Source organism: Pseudomonas sp. P5_A2_2 (genome assembly GCF_054177685.1).
Genome location: NZ_JBGCUL010000396.1, coordinates 1 through 4,088 on the forward strand (window position 1 = coordinate 1; position 4,088 = coordinate 4,088).

The window sequence follows — 4,088 nt, forward strand, 5'->3', positions numbered from 1 at the left end:
GACCTGCGCCGTCCGCCGTGAATACACTCTGCGCAAAGCCACTTGTATACAATTACAAAACGTAAAGAGGCACAAAACCATGAGCAAAATGAGAGCAATCGAAGCCGCCGTTCTGGTGATGCGCCGTGAAGGGGTCGATACCGCTTTTGGCATCCCGGGTGCCGCCATCAACCCGCTGTACTCCGCCCTGCAAAAGGTCGGCGGCATCGATCACGTACTCGCTCGCCACGTTGAAGGCGCCTCGCACATGGCCGAGGGCTACACCCGCACCAAGGCCGGCAACATCGGCGTGTGCATCGGTACTTCCGGCCCTGCCGGCACCGACATGGTCACCGGGCTCTACAGCGCCTCGGCCGACTCGATTCCAATCCTCTGCATCACCGGGCAAGCACCCCGCGCCCGTATGCACAAGGAAGACTTCCAGGCTGTCGATATCACCACCATCGTCAAGCCAGTCACCAAGTGGTCGACCACCGTCATGGAACCGGGCCAGGTGCCTTACGCGTTCCAGAAAGCCTTCTACGAAATGCGCTCCGGCCGTCCAGGCCCGGTGCTGATCGACTTGCCGTTCGACGTGCAGATGGCCGAAATCGAGTTCGACATCGACGCCTATCAGCCACTGCCGCTGGCCAAGCCGAGCGCTACCCGCGTTCAAGTGGAAAAAGCCTTGGCCATGCTGGATCAGGCCGAGCGTCCATTGCTGGTGGCCGGTGGCGGCATCATCAACGCCGATGCCAGCGATCTGCTGGTAGAGTTCGCCGAGCTGACCGGCATTCCGGTTATCCCGACCCTGATGGGCTGGGGCACCATCCCGGACGATCATCCACTGATGGTGGGCATGGTTGGTCTGCAGACTTCGCACCGCTACGGCAACGCAACCATGCTCAAATCCGACGTTGTGCTCGGCGTGGGCAACCGTTGGGCCAACCGCCACACCGGTTCGGTTGACGTGTACACCGAAGGCCGCAAGTTCATTCACGTTGATATCGAACCGACCCAGATCGGCCGCGTGTTCACTCCGGACCTGGGCATCGTTTCCGACGCCGCTGCCGCGCTGACCGTGTTCATCGAAGTCGCTCGCGAATGGCAAGCCGCCGGCAAGCTGAAGAACCGCAGTGCCTGGCTGCAAGACTGCCAGCAGCGTAAAGCCAGCCTGCAACGCAAGACTCACTTCGACAATGTGCCGGTCAAGCCGCAACGGGTTTATGAAGAAATGAACCAGGTGTTCGGTAAAGACACCTGCTACGTCAGCACCATCGGTCTGTCGCAGATTGCCGGCGCGCAGTTCCTGCACGTCTACAAGCCGCGTCACTGGATCAACTGCGGTCAGGCAGGCCCGTTGGGCTGGACCATTCCGGCAGCGCTCGGCGTGGTCAAGGCTGATCCGAACCGTAAAGTCGTGGCCCTGTCGGGGGACTATGACTTCCAGTTCATGATCGAGGAATTGGCCGTGGGTGCGCAGTTCAAGCTGCCGTACATTCATGTTGTGGTGAACAACTCGTACCTGGGTCTGATCCGTCAGGCACAGCGCGGTTTCGACATGGACTACTGCGTGCAGCTGTCCTTCGACAACCTGAATGCCCCGGAACTCAACGGTTACGGTGTCGACCACGTCGCGGTGGCCGAAGGCCTCGGTTGCAAGGCGCTGCGTGTGTTCGAACCGGCTCAGATCCAGCCCGCCTTGCGCAAGGCCCAGGAGCTGATCGAAGAGTTCAAGGTGCCGGTGATCGTCGAGATTATTCTGGAGCGTGTGACCAACATTTCCATGGGTACCGAGATCAACGCCGTCAACGAGTTCGAAGACCTGGCGCTGGTCGGCGACGACGCACCGACTGCGATTTCGTTGCTTGATTAACTTGTAGGATCGTTCCCGCATCTTGTGGGAGCGAGCTTGCTCGCGATTGCGTAGTGCCATTCAGCATTCATGTCGACTGACACACCGCTATCGCGAGCAAGCTCGCTCCCACAGGGATCCGGGGCCGCTCACCATACATACTCAGGAGACCACCATGCCGCGTTTCGCAGCCAACCTGTCCATGCTGTTCACCGAACAGGACTTTCTCGCCCGTTTCGAAGCGGCCGCCAAGGCCGGCTTCAGTGGTGTCGAATACCTGTTCCCGTACGACTTCAGCTCCGCCGAAATCAAGGCCCAGCTCGACGCACACGGCCTGACCCAAGTGCTGTTCAATCTGCCGGCCGGTGACTGGGCCAAGGGTGAGCGCGGTATAGCGTGCCTGCCGGACCGGGTTGAAGAGTTCCGTGCCGGTGTCGACCTGGCCATCGCTTACGCACAAGTGCTGGGCAACACCCAGGTCAACTGCCTGGCCGGTATTCGTCCGCAGGGCCTTGACGATGCCACCGCGCAGAAGACCTTCGTCGCCAACCTCAAGTACGCGGCCGACAAGCTGCACGCGGCGGGTATCAAGCTGGTGATGGAAGCGATCAACACCCGTGACATTCCAGGCTTCTACCTGAATAACACGGCGCAAGCCCTGTCGATTCGCGAGCAGGTCGGCAGCGCCAACCTGTTCCTGCAATACGACATCTATCACATGCAAATCATGGAAGGCGATCTGGCCCGCACCCTGCAATCGCACCTGGGCGAGATCAACCATGTGCAGCTCGCGGACAACCCGGGGCGCAATGAACCAGGCACCGGTGAAATCAACTACCGCTTCCTGTTCGAACACCTGGACCGCATCGGTTATCAGGGCTGGGTCGGTTGCGAATACAAGCCGCTGACCACCACTGAAGCGGGCCTGGGCTGGTTGAAAACCCATAACGCGATCTGACACAAATCCCTGTGGGAGCGAGCTTGCTCGCGATGAGGCCGGCACATCCAACATCTATGTTGACTGGCACTCCGCAATCGCGAGCAAGCTCGCTCCCACAAAAGCAGTACTCCCCTATTTGCTTGAAGCAGCAATAAAAACAAGAGGATTTTCTCATGGCTAAAATCGGATTTATCGGCACCGGCATCATGGGCCACCCAATGGCAGCGAACCTGCAGAAAGCCGGTCACAGCCTGTTCCTGTCGGCCCACCACGACCCTGCGCCTGCCGACCTGATCGCCGCTGGCGCCGTTGCCCTGGCGAACCCGAAAGAAGTCGCCCAGGAAGCTGAATTCATCATCGTCATGGTGCCGGATACCCCGCAGGTCGATGACGTGCTGTTCCGCGCCGATGGCGTTGCCGCCGGTGTTGGCAAAGGCAAAGTCGTCATCGACATGAGTTCGATCTCGCCGACCGCCACCAAGGCTTTCGCGGCCAAAATCAACGAAACAGGCGCGCAATACCTCGACGCCCCGGTATCCGGCGGTGAAGTCGGCGCCAAGGCTGCGACCCTGAGCATCATGGTCGGCGGCGATGCCGACGCCTTCGAACGCGCACTGCCGCTGTTCCAGGCTATGGGCAAGAACATCACCCTGGTCGGTGGCAACGGCGACGGTCAGACCGCCAAGGTGGCCAACCAGATCATCGTGGCCCTGAACATCCAGGCGGTGGCAGAAGCCCTGCTGTTCGCTTCGAAAAACGGTGCCGATCCAGCCAAGGTACGTGAAGCACTGATGGGCGGTTTCGCGTCCTCGAAGATCCTCGAAGTACACGGCGAGCGCATGATCAAGGGCACCTTCGATCCAGGCTTCCGCATCAGCCTGCACCAGAAGGACCTGAACCTGGCCCTGCAAGGCGCCAAGGAGCTGAACATCAACCTGCCGAACACCGCCAACACCCAGCAAGTGTTCAGCACCTGCGCGGCCATCGGTGGCAGCAACTGGGACCACTCGGCGCTGATCAAGGGTCTGGAACACATGGCGAACTTCTCGATTCGCGATAAGAAGTAAGCCCTGCCCCACACCGCTTCAAACCTGTAGGAGTGAGCCCGCTCGCGATGAAATCACCGCGGTGTACCTGATGCACCGCGGTGCCTGGATCGCGAGCAGGCTCACTCCTACAGAGATCAGAGTTGCCCTTTCGAATAACAAGAATTCCGGGAGCCCGCCATGTCGGTCGATCCGCAACAATTGCTGCGCGAGCTGTTTGCCACAGCCATCGACGCGGCGCATCCGCAACAAGTCCTCGAAGCCCATT

At 60.1% G+C, this 4,088-nt stretch carries 4 protein-coding genes; 3 read left to right on the forward strand and 1 reads right to left on the reverse strand.

Annotation, left to right across the window (positions count from 1 at the left end; all coding sequences use genetic code 11):
* Positions 1-79: 79 nt before the first annotated feature.
* The 3 genes from gcl (at position 80) to ACXRVY_RS19120 (ending at position 3,841) form a co-directional block, all read left to right on the forward strand.
* Positions 80-1,855 carry a glyoxylate carboligase gene (gcl, locus tag ACXRVY_RS19110; protein WP_108218690.1) on the forward strand — a complete coding sequence of 592 codons (1,776 nt, stop codon included), beginning with the start codon at positions 80-82 and terminating at the stop codon, positions 1,853-1,855.
* A 154-nt stretch (positions 1,856-2,009) separates the two neighbouring features.
* Complete coding sequence (gene hyi / locus ACXRVY_RS19115; RefSeq protein ID WP_223461452.1) at positions 2,010-2,792, forward strand: hydroxypyruvate isomerase; 783 nt, start codon at positions 2,010-2,012, stop codon at positions 2,790-2,792.
* A gap of 155 nt (positions 2,793-2,947) precedes the next feature.
* Positions 2,948-3,841, forward strand: a complete 894-nt coding sequence (locus ACXRVY_RS19120; RefSeq protein WP_223461450.1) for a 2-hydroxy-3-oxopropionate reductase — start codon at positions 2,948-2,950, stop codon at positions 3,839-3,841.
* 18 nt (positions 3,842-3,859) lie between these two features.
* Here ACXRVY_RS19120 and ACXRVY_RS19125 read toward each other — a convergent pair.
* Positions 3,860-4,088: hypothetical protein (locus ACXRVY_RS19125; RefSeq protein WP_458237990.1), on the reverse strand; the 229-nt coding region annotated here is incomplete at its 5' end.